Source organism: Hasllibacter halocynthiae, assembly GCF_003003095.1.
GTDB lineage: Bacteria > Pseudomonadota > Alphaproteobacteria > Rhodobacterales > Rhodobacteraceae > Hasllibacter > Hasllibacter halocynthiae.
In genome coordinates, this window is record NZ_PVTT01000001.1 from 857,244 (window position 1) to 873,497 (window position 16,254).

General features: G+C 70.2%; 13 protein-coding genes. 2 read left to right on the top strand and 11 right to left on the bottom strand.

What is annotated here, in order from left to right; translation table 11 throughout:
- The first annotated feature begins 147 nt into the window (after positions 1-147).
- Positions 148-753, top strand: coding sequence for a gamma-glutamyl kinase (locus BCF33_RS04335; RefSeq protein ID WP_106159657.1), 606 nt, complete (start codon positions 148-150; stop codon positions 751-753).
- A gap of 57 nt (positions 754-810) precedes the next feature.
- Here BCF33_RS04335 and BCF33_RS04340 read toward each other — a convergent pair whose 3' ends face one another.
- The 3 genes from BCF33_RS04340 to guaB form a co-directional block, all read right to left on the bottom strand.
- A complete protein-coding gene (locus BCF33_RS04340; protein ID WP_106159658.1) occupies positions 811-2,847 on the bottom strand; it encodes an ATP-binding protein in 2,037 nt (678 codons plus the stop codon).
- 97 nt (positions 2,848-2,944) lie between these two features.
- Positions 2,945-4,102, bottom strand: coding sequence for an RsmB/NOP family class I SAM-dependent RNA methyltransferase (locus BCF33_RS04345; protein WP_106159659.1), 1,158 nt, complete (start codon positions 4,100-4,102; stop codon positions 2,945-2,947).
- Positions 4,103-5,548: an IMP dehydrogenase gene (gene guaB / locus BCF33_RS04350; protein WP_106159660.1), complete on the bottom strand. Its 1,446-nt coding sequence runs from the start codon at positions 5,546-5,548 to the stop codon at positions 4,103-4,105.
- 91 nt (positions 5,549-5,639) lie between these two features.
- Between guaB and BCF33_RS04355 the strand changes: the two genes are divergently transcribed.
- Positions 5,640-6,581: an agmatinase gene (locus tag BCF33_RS04355; protein WP_106159661.1), complete on the top strand. Its 942-nt coding sequence runs from the start codon at positions 5,640-5,642 to the stop codon at positions 6,579-6,581.
- 74 nt (positions 6,582-6,655) lie between these two features.
- Here the strand turns inward: BCF33_RS04355 and BCF33_RS04360 are convergent, their stop codons facing one another.
- From BCF33_RS04360 to BCF33_RS04395, 8 genes are all read right to left on the bottom strand, one after another.
- Entirely contained in the window at positions 6,656-6,883 is a 228-nt protein-coding gene (locus BCF33_RS04360) for a hypothetical protein (protein WP_106159662.1), read from the bottom strand.
- A 162-nt stretch (positions 6,884-7,045) separates the two neighbouring features.
- Positions 7,046-7,810 carry an HpcH/HpaI aldolase family protein gene (locus tag BCF33_RS04365; RefSeq protein WP_245883718.1) on the bottom strand — a complete coding sequence of 255 codons (765 nt, stop codon included), beginning with the start codon at positions 7,808-7,810 and terminating at the stop codon, positions 7,046-7,048.
- Positions 7,807-8,937 (bottom strand): ABC transporter ATP-binding protein, encoded by a 1,131-nt coding sequence (locus BCF33_RS04370; protein ID WP_106159663.1) that lies wholly within the window; start codon positions 8,935-8,937, stop codon positions 7,807-7,809. Before BCF33_RS04370 ends, BCF33_RS04365 begins: the two co-directional genes overlap by 4 nt.
- 30 nt (positions 8,938-8,967) lie before the next feature.
- Complete coding sequence (locus tag BCF33_RS04375) at positions 8,968-10,626, bottom strand: alpha-amylase family glycosyl hydrolase (protein ID WP_106159664.1); 1,659 nt, start codon at positions 10,624-10,626, stop codon at positions 8,968-8,970.
- 73 nt (positions 10,627-10,699) lie between these two features.
- Complete coding sequence (locus tag BCF33_RS04380) at positions 10,700-11,842, bottom strand: carbohydrate ABC transporter permease (protein WP_106159665.1); 1,143 nt, start codon at positions 11,840-11,842, stop codon at positions 10,700-10,702.
- Between the two features lie 55 nt (positions 11,843-11,897).
- Entirely contained in the window at positions 11,898-13,133 is a 1,236-nt protein-coding gene (locus BCF33_RS04385; protein ID WP_106159666.1) for a carbohydrate ABC transporter permease, read from the bottom strand.
- Positions 13,134-13,261: 128 nt separating this feature from the next.
- Positions 13,262-14,608, bottom strand: coding sequence for an ABC transporter substrate-binding protein (locus BCF33_RS04390; protein WP_106159667.1), 1,347 nt, complete (start codon positions 14,606-14,608; stop codon positions 13,262-13,264).
- Between the two features lie 144 nt (positions 14,609-14,752).
- A complete protein-coding gene (locus tag BCF33_RS04395; protein WP_106159668.1) occupies positions 14,753-16,105 on the bottom strand; it encodes an ABC transporter substrate-binding protein in 1,353 nt (450 codons plus the stop codon).
- Between the last annotated feature and the right edge of the window lie 149 nt (positions 16,106-16,254).

The window sequence follows — 16,254 nt, forward strand, 5'->3', positions numbered from 1 at the left end:
TGTTCGTTCACGGGATATGCGAACTTACCGTGAACAAATCAAGTCGAATCCGATGGGGCCCACCATGTGTGGCAAGGGGTTAACAGCGGGTTACCGCCGATCGCGAAAGGCGCGACCCCGGCCGCCGGGGCGACTAGAACCCGCCGCATGCTGGTCTTCTTCAAGCAGTCCCTCGTCCTCCTCGCCGTGCCGAAGACCGGCACCACCGCTTATGCCGAGGCGCTGGGCGACCTGGCGACGATGCGCATCAGCGATCCGCCCGTGCTCAAGCACGCGCCCTTCTACCGCTACCACCGCTTCGTGCGACCGATGCTGGAGGACATCGCCGGCCGCCGGATGGAGACCGTCGCCGTCATCCGCGAGCCCATCTCGTGGCTCGGGTCCTGGTGGCGCTATCGCCAGCGGCCCGGCGTGCCGGATCCGCGCAACTCCACGAGGGGCATCGACTTCGACGCCTTCGCCCTCGCCTATTGCGAGCGCGAGCGCGCGCCTTTCGCGAACGTGGGCAGCCAGAACCGCTTCGTGCGGGGCCCGGGCGGGAAGATCGGCGTCGACCGCCTCTTCGCCTACGAGGATCGCGCGCGCCTCGACGCCTTCCTCTCCGAGCGGCTCGGCCGCCCCGTCATCGCCGAGCAGCGCAACATCTCCGCCCCCACCCCCAGCCGGGCACGCCTGTCGCCGGACGTCGACGCACGCCTGCGCAAAGCCGTCCCAGAGGAGTTCGCGATCTGGCGCCGCGCCGGCGAAGGATGATCCCCTTTGACCCGGCCGGCGGGGGCGCGGTGGCGAAGCCGATGCCGCGGGCGGCCCCTAGGGCGCCGCGGCGCCCCCCGGCCGCCCCCCCGGATCGGGCCGACCCGCACGCGAGGCGGCGGTCAGCAGATCGTCCCCCGCTGCCCCCCCTTCGGGGGAGGAGGACGCCCGGCGCCGGGGCGCGGCCCTGGCGCTTGCGCCGTGCCCCTCCAGCTGCCGCGCGACCGTCCGGCTCAGCGCCTCGAGGGAGAAGGGCTTGGGCAGGAACACCGAATGCGGGATCGCGCCCGCCGATCCGTCGAGCGCCTCCTCCGCGTAGCCCGACATGAAGACCACCCGAACGTCGGGCCGTTCCTGCCGCGCCCGCTGGACCCAGCTCGGGCCGTCGAGACCCGGCATGACGACATCCGTCACGAAGAGGTCGACCTTCAGCCGCGGATCCTCCAGCAGCTCCAACGCGGCCTCCGCGCTCTCGGCTTCGACGACCTCGTAGCCCTGCAGCTGCAGGGCGCGCGAGGCGAAGTTGCGGACCGGCGCCTCGTCTTCGACGAGAAGGATCATCCCGTCGCCGCGCGGTTCCGCGGCGGGCGCGACCTCGGGCTCCTCGGAGGGCGCAGCCGGCTCGTGCCTCGGGAACAGCAGCTGGAACGTCGTGCCCACGCCGACCTCGCTGTCCACGAAGATGAAGCCGCCCGTCTGCTTGACGATCCCGTACACGGTCGAAAGGCCTAGGCCCGTGCCCTCGCCGGGGCGCTTGGTGGTCCAGAACGGCTCGAAGATCTTGCCGAGCTGGTCGGGCGGGATGCCGCAGCCCTCGTCGGTGACGCGCAGCTCGACATAGGTGCCGGCGGGAACCTCCGCCCTGTCCCGAAGGAGCGGCGCCACGAGGTCGAGGTCGCCGCCCTCGATCCGGATCGCGCCCCCTTCGGGAAGGGCGTCGCGCGCGTTGACCACCAGGTTCATCAGGACCTGCTCCATCTGCCGCCGATCCGCGCGGATGCGCCCGACCTCCGCCGAGGGGTTCAGCGTCAGCGCGACCCGCTCGCCCACGAGGCGGTTCAGCAGATGCGTCAGCTCGGACAGGGTCTCGGCGACGTCGAGCACCTCCGGCTGAAGGTTCTGCTTGCGCGAGAACGCCAGCAACTGGCCGACCAGCCCCGCCGCGCGGTTGGCGTTCTGGTTGATCTGGACGAGGTCGGCATAGTCCGGGTCGTGCTGGTCGCGCCGCAGCATCAGCAGGTCGCAATGGCCCGAGATCGCGGTGAGCAGGTTGTTGAAATCGTGCGCGACCCCGCCGGCGAGCTGCCCGATCGCCTGCATCTTCTGGCCCTGCACGAACTGCGCCTCGAGCGTCTTGAACTCTGTGGCGTCGCTGAGATGGGCGATCAGCGTCGGCGCCCCGTCCCGCAGCACGCGGCCGAAGGTGACCTGGATGTAGGTCTCGGCCTGCGGCAGGCGCGCGCGCAGCACCTCCGGATGGCCCAGCCCACGTCCTTCCAGCGCGTCTTCGACCCAGTCGCGGATCGACCGGCCGAGGCCGCCGACGAGGTCCCGCAGATGGGGCGCCGTCCTCAGGTCGTGCGCGAGGAGCGCCTGCGCCCGCGGGTTGCCCGCATAGACGAACCCGCCCTCCCGGATCGCGACGAGGGCGACGGGCATCGCGGCGAACGCGTCCTCGAGGCCCCCGCCGAACTCGTGCGGGACGGCCGGGCGCGCGCTATCCTGACTGGGGGAATTGGCCGCCGCCCGGGCGGGCATGAAGTCGCGGCCATCGCGCGCTGCGCCGCCGGACGCATGGTGCCGGACGCTCCCCGTCGGCGCCAGGGGACCCGCGACCAGCCCCGGATCGGCATCGGGCGCAGTGGCGTCCATCGCGGGATCGCGGGTGGGCCCCGGCGCGCGCCGTCGCTTCGGAACGGCGGAGCCTCCGCCGAGGGCCAGCGCGCCCAACCCGGCCGAAAGGCCCAGCAACGCGAGCCGCAGCATCCCCTCCGGCAGCACGAGGAACGCCGCCATCCCGGCTGCGGCGATCAGAAGGCCGGCCGCGCGTCTCGGCGCGCCGCCGGCGATCCCGCTGCCATCCGTCATGCTCATCGCGATCCCCCATCCGATTCGCCCCAGCTTAGCAGCACCGGGTTAACCGCAGCCTAACGGCCCGCGGCGGCCCCGCCGGCGTGCCGGGCACGAAGCCTTACCGGCGCCCCAGCACGGCACCGCCGAAGCCGTCGCCCTCGGGACCGGGCTCGCGCAGCAGCGACGGGCCGCGCTCGAACGTGCCCCGGCGCCTGTCCAGGAAGGCCTCCACGACGCCCTCGTTCTCCCGCCGGAGGACCGAGCAGGTCGCATGGACCACCACGCCCCCCCTCCGGGCGAGGCTCGCGGCACGGTCCAGGATCCCACCCTGCAGGCGGACCAGTTCGGCCAGCCGCTCCGGCGTGATGCTCCAGCGCCCTTCGGGATCGCGCCGCCACGTGCCCGACCCCGAGCATGGCGAATCGCAGAGCACCGCGTCGAACGGCGCCCCGTCCTCCGGCTGGTCGAGCACGCGAACCTCTGCGCCCAGCCGCCGCGCGCGCTTCGGCAGGTCGGTCATGCGGGCGGGGGCGGCGTCCCAGGCGAAGACGGCGGCGCCGGGGCAGCGGGCCGCCATTCCCATGGCCTTGCCACCCCCGCCGGCGCAGAGGTCGAGCACCCGCATGCCCGGCGCCAGCGGCACCAAGGCGGCGACGGCCTGACTGCCGGCGTCCTGCGGCTCGACCAGGCCGTCCGCGAAGGCCCGCGACCCCCGCAGCGCCCGCCCGCCGGCGACCACCTCCAGCGCGGTCGCCACGCCGGGCACCGGCCGTGTCTCGATCCCCTCGCCGGCAAGGGCGGCTGCGGCGGATTCCCGATCCCCCTTCAGGAGGTTGGCGCGAAGATGCAGCGGCGCGCGGTTCCTGAGGGCCGCCGCGATGGGATCCAGCCGGCCCGGCCGGTCCTCCTCCAGCACGTGCTGGAACCAGTCGGGCAGATCGCGTGCCTCGGCCGTGGTGGGCGTCCGTCCGGCCTCGCCGGGGCCGGGTGGCAGGGGCGCGTGCCCGTTCCCGTCCATCAGCGCCCCGGGCTCCGTTCCCGCTTCGCGCAGAAGGCCGATCATCGCGCCGCGGCCGCCTTCGGACCCACCGCGAACGCAGGCGCTGCGCCAGCGCCGCAAGGCGTCGAAGACGTGGTCCCGCACGGCCGCCCGATCTTTCGAGCCTGCGTAGCGCGCGCCCCGCGACCAGCGCAGCAGCGCCCGCTCGGCGGGCGTTCCGCCCCGCCAGTCGTCCAGCACGCCGATCGCGGCGGCGATGCGCGCGCCCGGCGTCACCTAGCCGATCCTGTAGTTCGGGGCCTCGCGCGTGATCTGCACGTCGTGCACGTGGCTTTCCTTCAGCCCGGCGCCGGTGATGCGTGTGAAGCGGGCCTTCGCGCGCATCTCGTCCACGGTGGCGGCGCCGACATAGCCCATGGCCGCCCTTAGCCCGCCGACGAGCTGGTGGATCACCGCGCCCGCCGGCCCCTTGTAGGGCACCTGCCCCTCGATCCCCTCGGGGACCAGCTTGTCGCTCGCCGCGTCGTGCTGGAAGTAGCGGTCCGCGCTGCCCCGCGCCATCGCGCCGAGGCTGCCCATCCCCCGGTACGCCTTGAAGGACCGCCCCTGGTAGAGGATCACCTCGCCAGGGCTCTCGTCCGTGCCGGCGATCATGCTGCCGACCATGGCGCAGGAGGCCCCAGCCGCGATGGCCTTCGCGAAGTCGCCGGAGAACTTGATCCCCCCGTCGGCGATGACTGGCACGTCCCCCGCGGCCGACGCGGCGTCCATGATCGCGGTCAGCTGCGGCACCCCCACGCCCGCGACCATGCGCGTCGTGCAGATGCTGCCCGGTCCGATCCCGACCTTCACCGCGTCCGCGCCCGCGTCGATCAGCGCCCTGGCCCCTTCGGCGGTGGCGACGTTGCCCGCGACGATCCGCGTCTCGTTGCTCAGCAGCTTGGCCTTCTCGACCGCCCGGGCGACCCCTTCGGAATGGCCGTGCGCGGTGTCGATCACCAGAAGGTCCACGCCCGCGTCGACCAGGGCCTCGGACCGCTCGAAGCCCGCGTTCCCCACGGTGGTCGCCGCCGCGACCCGCAACCGGCCCAGCCCATCCTTGCAGGCATGGGGGTTCAGCACCGCCTGCTCGATGTCGCGGATGGTCAGGAGGCCTTTCAGACGCCCCTCGCCGTCCGTCACCAGCAGCTTCTCGATCCGGCGCTCGGCCATGACGCGCCGCGCTTCGGCAAGGTCGGCGGGCTCGCGCAGGACGGCCAGATCCTCGCCCGTCATCATGGCCGCGACGGGGGTCGCGTCGTCCGTGGCGAAGCGCATGTCGCGGTTGGTGACGATGCCGACCACCCGGCCGTCCCGGACCACGGGGAAGCCGGTGACGCAGTAGCGCTCCTGCAGGGCCTTGGCGTCCGCGAGGGTCTGGTCGGGGGCGAGTGTGATCGGGTTGTAGACCACGCCGGATTCGAACCGCTTGACCCGGCGCACCTCCTGCTGCTGGGCATCGACGTCGAGGTTGCGGTGGATCACCCCGATCCCCCCCGCCTGCGCCATGGCGATCGCCATCGGACCTTCGGTGACCGTGTCCATCGCCGAGGAGAGGAGCGGGATGTTCATCGTCACGTCCCGCGCCGCCCGCGTGCGCGTGTCGGCGGTCGACGGCAGGACGCTGGACGCTCCAGGAACCAGGAGGACGTCATCGAAGGTGAGCGCCTCGCGAATCTCCATCGGTCTCTCCCCGGAGGATTTCGGTTGGCGGCACCCCTTCCCACGTCTCGGGACGGGTTGAAAGCCCGCGCCCGCCATGCGCCCATGCGCCATGACAGCAAGCTACGACAGCGGGCGGCTCGACCTGCCCTTCACCGGCATCTGCACCTTCGGCCGGCACCCCCACCACCCGGACTGGAGCGCGCTGGACTGCGACGTCGTGATCCTGGGCGCGCCCTTCGACGGGGGCACCCAGTGGCGGCCCGGCGCGCGCTTCGGGCCGCGCGCGATCCGCGAGGCGTCGACCCTCTTCGCCTTCGGCCACGCGGGCGCCTACGACCACGAGGAGGACAGGACCTTCCTCGGGCCCGAGGTGCGCATCGCGGACATGGGCGACGCCGACATCGTCCACACGAATACTGAAAAGTCCCACGATAACATACGCTTCGGGGTCGAGGCCGCCTTGCGCGCGGGCGCCCTGCCCGTCGTCCTCGGCGGCGACCATTCGGTCCACATCCCCTGCATCGAGGCGATGGAGGGGCGCCCCTGCCACATCGTGCAGATCGACGCCCATCTCGACTTCGTCGACGTGCGGCATGGCGTCACGCGCGGGCACGGCAACGCCCTTCGCCGATCCCTTGAGAAGGACTGGGTGACCGGCTTGACCGCGCTGGGCATCCGCAACGTCTCCTCCACCGCGCGGGAAGGGTACGAGGCGGCGCGCGCCATGGGGGCCGACATCCTGTCGGTGCGCCAGGCTCGCGCGCTCGGGCCCGAGGGCATCGCCGCCCGCGTGCCGGAGGGCGACGTCTGGCTGACCATCGACATCGACGGGTTCGACCCTTCCATCGCGCCGGGCACCGGCACCCCGTCGCACGGCGGCTTCCTCTACTACGAGGTGCTCGAGACCCTGCGCGCGGTGGCCTACCGCTCCCACGTGGTGGGGATCGACCTTGTGGAGGTCGCGCCCGCCTACGACGCGGCTGACACGACGTCGATCCTGGCAGCGCAGCTTCTATTGAACACGCTCGGCTTCGTGATGGATGCGCGCTAGGCGGCGCGACGCCGCGAAGTCGGACGCGCCGGGAGCCAGCAAGCGACGAGGACGGTGATCGAGGCGGGGGCGGATCAGAAGGTGAGCGTGACCGCCTCCCGCACCGGAAAGGCCGCGATCACGAAGAGCATCTTCGAAAGCGCGACGAACGTCACGAGCCATCGCAGGAAGGTCATCCGCGATGCCGCGAGGAAGAGAAGCGCCCCGGCCACTGCCATCATTGCGGCCCGATGCGCCAGGAGCATGGCCGCCACCAAGTCGAGCTGCGCCGCGCGCAGGTCGTAGAGCCCGAGCAGGGTCAAAGGCGCAAGTCAGGGCCGCCCTCCGTGGACGGTGAGGGCGCCGATCGCGATCAGCGGGATCGCGAGGGTGAGGGGCGTCCGCTCCATGCGTCCGGCTAGCGCGAAACGCGCTGGGGCGGGCGCGGACCCGGCAGCCCCGCCCGATCTGGGCGGGGCGCACGCCTATTCCTGCAGCAAGGCCGCCATGCCCGCCTGCAGGCAGCCCGTGTCGCCCCCCAGCCCGAGGAAGATCACGCCCCGCCCCTCCCAGCGGCGGTGCGCCTCGCGCGTGAAGTCGACGATGCCGGCCGCCTTTCCCGCGCCGCGGATCGTCTCGATGGCGCCGTCGATCGCGGCCAGCACCTCCGGGTGGTCCGGCGCGCCGGGGTGGCCCAGGTCGGCGGACAGGTCGGCGGGCCCTACGAAGACGCAGTCGACGCCTTCCGTCCGGGCGATGGCGTCGAGGTTTCCCAGCGCCTCGGCCGTCTCGGCCTGGACGATCAGGCACTGATCCGCGTCTGCCTCCGCCACGTAGGCGGGGTTCGTTCCGTATCCGCTCGCCCGGGCGAGGCCCGCGCCGACCCCTCGCCGGCCCGATGGCGGATAGCGGACGGCGGCGACGGCGGCGGCCGCGGCCTCGGGCGTGTTCACCATCGGCACGAGGACGGACCTGCACCCGAGGTCGAGCACGCGCTTGATCTCGGCCTCGTCCAGCCGCGACACCCTCACGACCGGCTCCGGCCCCTGCCCCGACAGGGACGTGCCGGAGGCGATCGCCCGCAGCTGCGACAGGATCGACAGCGGGTCGTTCGGCCCATGCTCCGCGTCGATGAGCAGCCAGTCGAAGCCCGCGCCGGCCGCCACCTCGGCGACCGTGTCCGACGCAGTGGCGAGCCACAGCCCCCTCTGCAGGCGGCCCGCCCGCAGCGCCGCCTTCAGAGGGTTCAAGCGACCGCCGCGACCGGCCTGCCGGGCGTGCCGTCGCGCCAGGCCAGGGACCGTCCGTCGTGGAAGATGTGGACCTTCGCGGGGTCCGCACGCACGCGCGCCACGTTGCCCCGCAATCCTTCGTGGATGCCGGGAAGCTTCGCGATCACCGGCGGCGCCTCGCCCTCGGCCTCGAAGTAGAGCAGCGTCACCTCGCCGAGCGCCTCCGTGATGTCGACGCGGCCCTGATAGACGAAGTCGCCGCCTTCGCCGGCCGCGACGAAGTCCTCGGGGCGGACGCCGACGTTCACCTTCATTCCCATGTCCGAGGGCTGCGAAGCGACGTTGGACACCGCCGTCCCGCCGCCGGCCAGGGCGACGGTCGTCTGGGGGCCGGTGTTCGTGATCTCGCCCGCCAGAAGGTTCATCGAGGGCGAGCCGATGAACTGGGCGACGAACTCGTTCTCGGGCGTCTCGTATAGCTGCAGCGGGGTCCCCACCTGCGCGATGCCCTTGTTCGCCAGCACCACGATGCGGGTGGCCAGCGTCATCGCCTCCACCTGGTCGTGGGTCACGTAGATCATGGTCGATTCGGGCATCGACTCCTTCAGCTGGGCGATCTCGATCCGCGTGGCGACCCGCAGGGCCGCGTCGAGGTTCGAGAGCGGCTCGTCGAAGAGGTAGACCTTCGGATCGCGCACAATGGACCGCCCGATCGCGACCCGCTGGCGCTGGCCGCCCGAGAGCGCCTTGGGCAGCCGGTCGAGATAGGGCTCGAGCTGGAGGATGCGGGCGGCCTTGTCGACCGCGGCGTCGATCTCTTCGCGGGACTTCTTCGCGATCTTCAGCGCGAAGGTCATGTTGTCCCGCACCGTCATGTGCGGGTAGAGCGCGTAGGATTGGAACACCATGGCGATGCCCCGCTGCGAGGGGGGGACGTCGTTCACCACCTCGCCGTCGATCTCCAGCGTGCCGTGGCTGATGCTCTCCAGCCCGGCGATCATCCGCAGCAACGTCGATTTGCCGCAGCCTGAGGGGCCGACGAAGACGATCAGCTCGCCCTGCTCGATCTCCAGGTCGATGTGCTTGAGCACCTCGACCGTGCCCCCATAGGTCTTGCCGACGTCCGTCAGCTTGAGATCCGCCATTCTTCCCTCCCTTGCCGAGCCGGGCCCGGTCTATCGCTTCCTCAGGATCAGCGGCTGCCAAGCCTCCAGCGCCGCCGACCCGTCCGTGGAGGTCGACGCGCCGAGCACGCCGCCGCCGAGGTTCTCCCATTCTCCTTCGGGCACCGTAACCGATGCGGGCGCCTCGCCAAGGTTGAACGCGCAGAAGATCGTCTCCTCACCGTCCTCGCGCGTGAACCAGAGCAGATCGCCCCGCGCCTCGACGCGCGACTGCCCGCCGCCCCGCAGCACGGGATGCGCCTGCCGCAGCGCGATCGCCCGGCGGTAGTGATGAAGGACGTTCTCCTCGTCGCGCTCCATCGCGGAGACGGCGCGTTCGTAATGGGCCTCGGGCACCGGCAGCCAGGGCGTGCCGTCCGTGAATCCCGCGTTCGGGGCCTGCGCGTCCCAGGGCATGGGCGTCCGGCAGCCGTCGCGGCCCTTGAACTCGGGCCAGAAGCGGATGCCGTAGGGGTCCTGCAGGTCCTCGAAGGCGATCTCGGCCTCCGGCAGGCCCAGCTCCTCGCCCTGGTAGATGCAGGCCGACCCGCGCAGGCACATCATCAGCGTCGTGAAGCAGCGCCGGGCGTCGTGCGACAGCTGCCAGCGCGTCACGTGCCGCACGACGTCGTGGTTCGAGAAGGCCCAGCACGCCCAGCCGTCCGCCGCCACCCGGTCGAGCCGATGGAACACCTCCGCGATGCGCGGCGCCGTCGGCTGGTCCTTCGACAGAAGCTCGAAGGCGTAGCACATCTGCACGCCCTCGCCCCGGCGGGTGTACTGGCCCAGCAGCTCCAGCCCGAACTGCGCGTCCCCCACCTCGCCCACGGCGGCGGTGGGATGGGGCGCGGCATCCATCATCTCGCGGAAGCGCCTGAGGAAGACGAGGTTCTCGGGGCGGTTCTTCGAATAGATATGCTCCTGGTGGTTGTAGGGGTTCACCGCCGGCGCGATCGTCGCGTTCCGGTACTCCGGCGCGAGCGGCGGATTGTCCCGCAGCTGCTTGTCCGCGAAGTAGAAGTTGATCGTGTCGAGGCGGAATCCGTCCACCCCCCGGTCCAGCCAGAACCGCGCCACGTCGAGCAGCGCGTCCTGCACCGCCGGCTCGTGGAAGTTCAGGTCGGGCTGCGAAATGAGGAAGTTGTGCAGGTAGTACTGCTGTCGCCCGGGATCCCATTCCCATGCCGAGCCGCCGAAGATCGACAACCAGTTGTTGGGCGGCGTGCCGTCGGGCTTGGCGTCGGCCCAGACGTACCAGTCGGCCTTCGGGTTCGTCCGGTCGGCCGAGGACTCGACGAACCAGGGATGCTCGTCCGAGGTGTGCGAGAGCACGAGGTCGATCATGACCTTCAGGCCGTTGGCATGGGCCTCGGCCACCACAGCGTCGAAATCCCCGAGCGTGCCGAACATCGGGTCCACGCCGCGATAGTCGCTGACGTCGTAGCCGAAATCGTTCATGGGCGACGTGAAGAACGGGCTTATCCAGATCGCATCCACGCCGAGCGACGCGATGTAGGGGATGCGCCTGGCGATCCCGGCCAAATCGCCGATCCCGTCGCCCGAACTATCCTGATATGAGCGGGGGTAGATCTGGTAGATCACGGCGCCGCGCCACCAGTCGGCGTCCGCACGAGGTGCGTCGGCGGGCTTCGTCTCGGTCTGTGCGTTCACTTGCAGCGTCCCTACGCAGGAAGGGGGATGACGTCCCCCTTCCCCGTCATGCGTGCCGGCGCAAGCCCGCTTCTCACTTCACCGAACCGGCGAGGATGCCGCGCACGAGGTATCGCTGCATCGCGAAGAACACGACCAGCGGCACCACGATCGAGATGAAGGCCGCGGTGGCCAGGATCTCCCAGTCGCCGCCGCGGGTTCCGAGCAGCTCGACTATCTGGCGCGTCATCACCGTCGTCTGGCCGGACGAGTCGATCAGGAACACCAGCGCGACGAGCAGGTCGTTCCAAGTCCAGAGGAACTGGAAGATCGCGAAGGACGCGAGCGCGGGGAAGGACAGCGGAAGGATGATCTTCGTGAAGATCTGGAAGTCCGTCGCCCCGTCGACCTTCGCGTTCTCGATGATGTCGCGCGGCAACCCGACCATGTAGTTCCGCAGCAGGTAGATGGCGAGCGGCATCCCGAACCCCGTATGCGCGAGCCATACCCCAAGATAGCCCTTCCCGATCCCGATCTCGTTGTGGAGCTTCAGCAGCGGGATCAACGCGAGCTGCAGCGGCACGACCAGCAGCGCCACGACCGCCGCGACCAGCAGCGCGCGCCCGGGAAAGTCCATCCACGCCAGCGCATAGGCCGCGAAGGCCGCGATCAGGATGGGGATGATCGTCGCCGGGATCACCACGGTCAGCGTGTTGAAGAACGCCCTCGTCATCCCTTCGGAATTGCGCTCGTCCAGCAGCATGAACTCGTAGTTGGCGGTCGTGAACTCAGGCGGGGAAGTGACGGTCGCGAAGATGCGCTGCCCCCGGCCGGAGATCTGGTCGTCCGTGCCGGTCCAGACGTAGGACCCGTCGGGGTTCAGCACGAGGGTCTCGCCCTCGCCCATCTCGCTGACCTCGCCCGGCTCGAACGCGCCCACCGCACGGGACGAGGTGCCGTAGGCCGCTATGTCCAGGGGCTCGCCGCCCTCGAAGATGTCGCCCTCCACGACGAACAGGTCTCCGACCGGCACGCGCGCGTCGTCAGGATCGAGCGTGCGGAACTGAACGACCTGCTCCTGCGGGAGGAGCGCGGCCCACCAGCCCGAGGTGCCGATCTGGTCGCCCGTCCTGAACGAGCTGACGAGCAGCCCCACCGTCGGGAACACCCAGAGCAGGACGAGGAACGCCACCGATATGTGGACCGCCCAGGTCAGCGTGGACTTCTGGCCTGCCATTCCGTCTTCCACTAGACCCGCCCTCCGCGCTTCGTTCCGGCCATGCGACTTTCCATCAGCGCATCTCCTTGCGGGCGTTGTAGACGTTCCAGACCAGGATCGGCGTCACCAGCAGCATGATGATCATCGCCGCGGCCGAGCCGATTCCCCAATCGTTCGCCCGGAACAGCTTGTCGTACATGTAGTTCGCCAGGACCTGCGTCTCCCACTGGCCGTTGGTCATGGCGAAGACGATGTCGAAGACCTTGAGCACCGTGATCGTGATCGTCGTCCAGACGACGACGATCGTGCCCATGATCTGCGGGATCTTGATCTGGAAGAAGACCTGGAACGGGTTGGCGCCGTCCACGATGGCGGCCTCGACCGTCTCTTCCGGGATGCCCCTCAGCGCGGCCGAGAGGATGACCATCGCGAAGCCGGTCTGGATCCAGATCAGCACGATCATCAGGAAGAAGTTGTTCCAGAACGGAATCGTCAGCCATGTCTGCGGCTGGCCGTAGTCGAACTCGAACGTCGCCACGTCCAGCGCCTGCAGAACGGCCTCGGCGCCGAGCCATACCATGACGAGGGCGGCGAACAGCCGGCCGATCACCGCGCCCGCCCCTCCGCCGTCTCCGCGCAGGATCGGGCGGACGAGGATCCAGGCGACGTAGGCGAGGATCGCCGCGAACCCGAGGAAGAGGATGATCGGCAGCAGGCGCAGGAACAGGAACGAGCCGATCCCCCCTTCGAACTGCAGCCAGACCGCGTTGAGGATGCCGATCTGCGGCGCGTCGGCGGCGCGGGCCTCGTAGATCAGCTTGAAGATCACGGCCGCGCCCACGAACGAGATCGCCATCGGCATGAAGATGAGGGACTTCGCGACCGTCCCCCACCTGATCCGGTCGGTCAGCTGCGCGACCAGAAGCCCGATCGCGGTCGAGGCCGCGGGCACCACGACCAGCCATAGCATGTTGTTGCGCAGCGCCTCACCGAACTTCGGCTCGCCGAACATCTGGGCGTAGTTCTCGAAGCCGACGAACTCGGACCGGCCGCCCGGCAGGCGGTTCGACAGCGACAGACGCAGCGTCTCGAAGACGGGATAAGCGAGGTAGAGCCCCAGCGCGAACATCGCCGGGAAGAGGAAGAGCCAGGGGCGCACGGCCTCCGCGCGGCGGATGTTGCGGCCCGCGTCGCCGGCCTTGGGCGGGAAGATGAACCTGTCGAGGACGATGTTCGAAAGGTAGAAGTACCCGACGCATCCCCCCACGCCGACGATGATCGTGATGAGACCCTGCAAGGCGGGGTTCATGGCCGTTCCCTCCCGTGTCGGGGCCGGGTCTTCCCGTGCCCTCTTCTTCTCGTTGGGCCGGCCCGGGGCGGCGCCCCGGACCGGCCTTTCTCACGACCCTAGGGGGCTTGGCACGCCCCGCATAGGCCTCACTGCGGCCAGGACTGCTCGATGTCCGAGGTCACGTCCTCCGCCGAGGCGCCGCCGACGTAGTCGACCATGCCCGTCCAGAAGGTGCCCGCGCCGACCTCGCCCGGCATCAGGTCGGACGCGTCGAAGCGGAAGGTCGTGGCATCCAGCAGGATCTCGCCCTGACCGCGCAGCAGGTCGTCCGTGTAGGCGTCGAGGTTCACGCCCGAATGGGGCGTCAGGAAGCCCGTCTGCGCCATCATCACCTCGTTCGCGAAGGGCGTCTTGAGGAAATCGATGAAGGCCGTGGTCGCGTCGTTCGCATCCGTGATGGCCATCAGCGTGCCGCCGCCCAAGACCGGGTTGCCCAGGTCGCGCTCGGAGAACGCGGGGAAGTAGAAGAAGTCGTAGTCCTCGCCCGCCTCGGCGTCCTCGGGGAAGAAGGCGGGCGCGAACGACGCCTGCCGGTGCATGTAGCACTGCGGCGGCGACGCGAAGAGGCCCGCCGGGCTGTCGCGGAAGTCCGTCGAGGCCACCGCCCCCGCGCCGCCGTTCACGAACGCGTCGTCCTTGGCGAAGAAGCCGAACTGCTCGACCGCCTCGACCACCTGCGGGTCGTCGAACGGGATCTCGTGGGCGACCCACTGGTCGTAGACCTCCGGCGCGTGAAGCCGCAGCATCATGTCCTCGACCCAGTCCGTCGCCGGCCAGCCCGTCGCGGCGCCGGAGCCGAGGCCGATGCACCAGGGCGTCTCGCCGTCCTCGGCGATCTGCTCGGTCAGCGCGATCAGCTCCTCCATCGTCTCGGGCACCTCGTAGCCCGCGTCCTCGAAGTTCTCGGGCACGTACCAGACCAGGGACTTCACGTTGACGTTGAAGAAGAAGCCGAAGGGCTGATCCTCGCCGTTAGCGTCCGCATAGGTCCCGAGATCGAGCCAGGAGTCGCCGGCCGCGTAGTTCTCGGCGATCCACTCGCCGGTGCCCTCGGGCAGCGGGTCCAGAAGGCCCTGCGCGGCCATCGTCGAGGCGAGGCCGGGCTGCGGGAACACCGCGACGTTCGGGGCGGAGCCGGCCTCCGCGTCGATGACGATCTGCTGCTCGAAGCTGTCCGAGCCGGTATAGACCGCGTTCGCGCCCGTCGCCTCGTTGAAGTAGGCGAGCATGTTGCGGAACCGCTCGTCCTCGGGCGAGAGCCAGGGACCGAACACCGTCAGGTCCTGCCCCGACAGGTCGGGCGCGCCCTCCGCCCAAGCGTTGTAGCTGTCCCAGTTGAGGTCGCCCTCGCCCTCTTCGAAGATGAGGTTCTGGGCCACGGCGCCGCCGGCGACGAGCGCCATGGCAGAGCCTGCGAGAAGGGCCTTCTTCATGCGTATCCTCCCTTTCGCGCCTCCGGAATGGGGCGCGACCTTATCTTAGCGCACGTTCGCGCGCCTTGCATGACCGTTGATGGCCAGCGCCCGTGCAGGGTGTCAAGCGAAGGGCGGCCGCACCCGGCAGCCGCCCGCGGCGCGTCATTCGGACCAGCTGTCCTCGATCGCGCCCGTCACGTCCTCGGCCGAGGCGCCGCCGACATAGTCGACCATGCCCGTCCAGAAGGTGCCGGCGCCGACCTCGCCCGGCATCAGGTCCGATCCGTCGAAGCGGAAGGTCGTCGCGTCGCGCAGGATCTCGCCCTGACCGCGCAGCGTGTCGTCCTGATAGGCTTCGGGGTTCACCTCGAGATGCGGGGTCAGGAAGCCCGTCTGCGCCATCATCACCTCATGGGCGAGCGGAAGTTGCAGGAACTCCATGAAGGCCGTCGCCGCCGGGGACGGATCGGTGATGGCCATCAGCGTGCCGCCGCCCAGGACCGGGTTGCCCAGATCGCGGTCCGCGAAGCCCGGCAGGTAGAAGAAATCCGCATCCTCGCCAACGACCGTGCCGTCGGGGAAGAAGGCGGGCGTGAACGACGCCTGCCGGTGCATGTAGCACTGCGGCGGCGACGCGAAGAGGCCGGCCGGGCTGTCGCGGAAGTCCGTCGAGGCCACCGCCCCCGCGCCGCCGTTCACGAACGCGTCGTCCTTGGCGAAGAAGCCGAACTGCTCGACCGCCTCGACCACCTGCGGGTCGTCGAACGGGATCTCGTGGGCGACCCACTGGTCGTAGACCTCCGGCGCGTGAAGCCTCAGCATCATGTCCTCGACCCAGTCGGTCGCCGGCCAGCCGGTGGCCGGACCGGACGCCAGCCCGATGCACCAGGGCGTCTCGCCATCCTCGGCGATCTGCTCGGTCAGCGCGATCAGATCCTCCATCGTCTCGGGCACCTCGTAGCCCGCGTCCTCGAAGTTCTCGGGCACGTACCAGACCAGGGACTTCACGTTGACGTTGAAGAAGAAGCCGTAGAACTCCTCCTCGCCGCCGGCGTTCCCGTAGGTCCCCAGGGCGACCCAGGACGGGCCGGCGGCATAGTTCTCCTCGACCCACTCGGCCGCCTCCTCGCCCAGGGGCGAGAGGAGGCCCTGCGCGGCGATGTCGGCCGCGAGGCCCGGCTGCGGGAAAATCGCGACGTTCGGGGGCGATCCGGCCTCGACGTCGATGACGATCTGCTGCTCGAACCCGTCCGATCCGGTGTAGACCGCGTCCGCGCCCGTCGCCTCGTTGAAGAAGGCCAGCACGTCGCGGAACACGTCGTCGTCGGGGTCGAGCCAGGGACCGAACACGGTCAGCGTCTGACCCGACAGGTCGGGCGCGCCGTCGGCCCACGCCTCGTAGCTGTCCCAGCTGAAGGGCCCCTCGCCCGGCGTGAACATCTCCGAATGGGTGTCGGCGAAGGCCCCCCCGGCGGCGAGCGCCAGGGCCGATGCGGCGAGGTGAAGTCGGGTCATGCGTTCGTGTCCTCCCTTGCTGGTGCCGCCCCGGGCGGGCCGGCGGGGGCCGTCTGCGCGGCCATCGGTTCGATGTTCCCCTCGCGGCAGCCGTGTCGTCAACCCGAACGCCCCGCCCTTTTCGCCGCATGCAGAACGGGCTAGCTCGC

Excerpts from the sequence above, each read along its gene's own strand:
- BCF33_RS04340 (WP_106159658.1), bottom strand. The coding sequence starts at position 2,847 with ATGAGCATGACGGATGGCAGCGGGATCGCCGGCGGCGCGCCGAGACGC.
- BCF33_RS04380 (WP_106159665.1), bottom strand. The coding sequence starts at position 11,842 with ATGGCAGGCCAGAAGTCCACGCTGACCTGGGCGGTCCACATATCGGTG.
- BCF33_RS04370 (WP_106159663.1), bottom strand. The coding sequence starts at position 8,937 with ATGGCGGATCTCAAGCTGACGGACGTCGGCAAGACCTATGGGGGCACG.
- BCF33_RS04395 (WP_106159668.1), bottom strand. The coding sequence starts at position 16,105 with ATGACCCGACTTCACCTCGCCGCATCGGCCCTGGCGCTCGCCGCCGGG.
- BCF33_RS04385 (WP_106159666.1), bottom strand. The coding sequence starts at position 13,133 with ATGAACCCCGCCTTGCAGGGTCTCATCACGATCATCGTCGGCGTGGGG.
- BCF33_RS04355 (WP_106159661.1), top strand. The coding sequence starts at position 5,640 with ATGACAGCAAGCTACGACAGCGGGCGGCTCGACCTGCCCTTCACCGGC.
- guaB (WP_106159660.1), bottom strand. The coding sequence starts at position 5,548 with ATGGAGATTCGCGAGGCGCTCACCTTCGATGACGTCCTCCTGGTTCCT.
- BCF33_RS04335 (WP_106159657.1), top strand. The coding sequence starts at position 148 with ATGCTGGTCTTCTTCAAGCAGTCCCTCGTCCTCCTCGCCGTGCCGAAG.
- BCF33_RS04390 (WP_106159667.1), bottom strand. The coding sequence starts at position 14,608 with ATGAAGAAGGCCCTTCTCGCAGGCTCTGCCATGGCGCTCGTCGCCGGC.